General features: G+C 70.7%; 2 protein-coding genes. Both read left to right on the forward strand.

Annotated features, from left to right (window positions below; translation table 11 throughout):
* A partial coding sequence (locus DLJ58_RS00020; RefSeq protein WP_208740727.1) for a cellulose binding domain-containing protein occupies positions 1-332 on the forward strand: 332 nt, incomplete at its 5' end.
* 93 nt (positions 333-425) lie between these two features.
* Positions 426-941, forward strand: a complete 516-nt coding sequence (locus DLJ58_RS00025; protein ID WP_124853291.1) for a GNAT family N-acetyltransferase — start codon at positions 426-428, stop codon at positions 939-941.
* Positions 942-1,111: the final 170 nt, after the last annotated feature.

The following is a 1,111-nucleotide window of genomic DNA, read 5'->3' on the forward strand; positions in this document are numbered from 1 at the left end:
CGCCCCCGCCGACCACCCCGCCGCCGGCCGGTGCCTGCACGGCGACGTACCAGGTCACCGGTCAGTGGTCCGGTGGCTTCCAGGCCGACGTGAAGGTGACCGCGGGCGGTTCACCGACCCGCGGCTGGTCGGTGAGCTGGAACTACGGCAACGGCCAGCAGGTCACCTCGTCGTGGAACGCGACGGTCAGCACCAACGGCACGCTGGTCACCGCACGTAACGCCAACCACAACGGCACGCTTGCCGCCGGAGCGAGCACCACGTTCGGTTTCCTCGGCTCGTGGAACGGCAGCAACCCGGTTCCGCTGGTCTCCTGTACGACGACCAGTTGATCCCCGTCCGGCGCCGCACCCGGGCGGGGGTGCGGCGCCGGACGGCGGAAAATGTGGTGGTGCCCGGCGATCCGCGGGGGGCACCATCTCCGCATGATCGACATCTTGGTGCTCACCCCCGACGACTGGCCCACCTGGCGGGAGCTGCGGCTGGCCGCCCTCGCCGAGGCACCGGAAGCGTTCGGCTCACGGCTCGCCGACTGGCAGGGCGACGGCGATCGCGAGCAGCGCTGGCGCGACCGGTTGAGCATCCCCGGCTCACTCCACCTGGTGGCCGTCCTGGCCGGGCGTCCGGTTGGGATGTCGAGCGGCGTACCCACGTCGGACCCGCTCATGGTGGACCTGATCTCGATGTGGGTGCACCCCGACGCTCGCGGCAGCGGTGTCGGCGACCGCCTGGTGAACGAGGTGGCGCGCTGGGCCCAGGAGCGTGGCGCCGAGCGGCTACGCCTCTCCGTCAGGACGGACAACGCGCGCGCCAAGTCCCTCTACCACCGCGCTGGCTTCCGCCTGACCGACGAGCCAGGTGACCTGATGCCCGACGGCGTACGCCGAGAACAGATCATGCTCCGCCCCCTCCAACCACCACACCTCACCCCGTCACGCTGAGCGAGACGCTCCGTCACCCTCCATGCCGCCTCCCCAACCCCGTGCCGGCTCGTCCAACCCCCGCGCCCCTCGTCGATCACGGAGTTGTGGTGGTCGACAAAGCGCCCACGGATTCCCAAAACAGGCACCACAACTCCGTGATCGACGAGTCCAGGCAGCCAGCGCGGCGA

The organism is Micromonospora arida (assembly GCF_003857035.1).
In the GTDB taxonomy this organism is placed as follows: Bacteria; Actinomycetota; Actinomycetes; order Mycobacteriales; family Micromonosporaceae; genus Micromonospora; species Micromonospora arida.

Excerpts from the sequence above, each read along its gene's own strand:
- DLJ58_RS00025 (WP_124853291.1), top strand. The coding sequence starts at position 426 with ATGATCGACATCTTGGTGCTCACCCCCGACGACTGGCCCACCTGGCGG.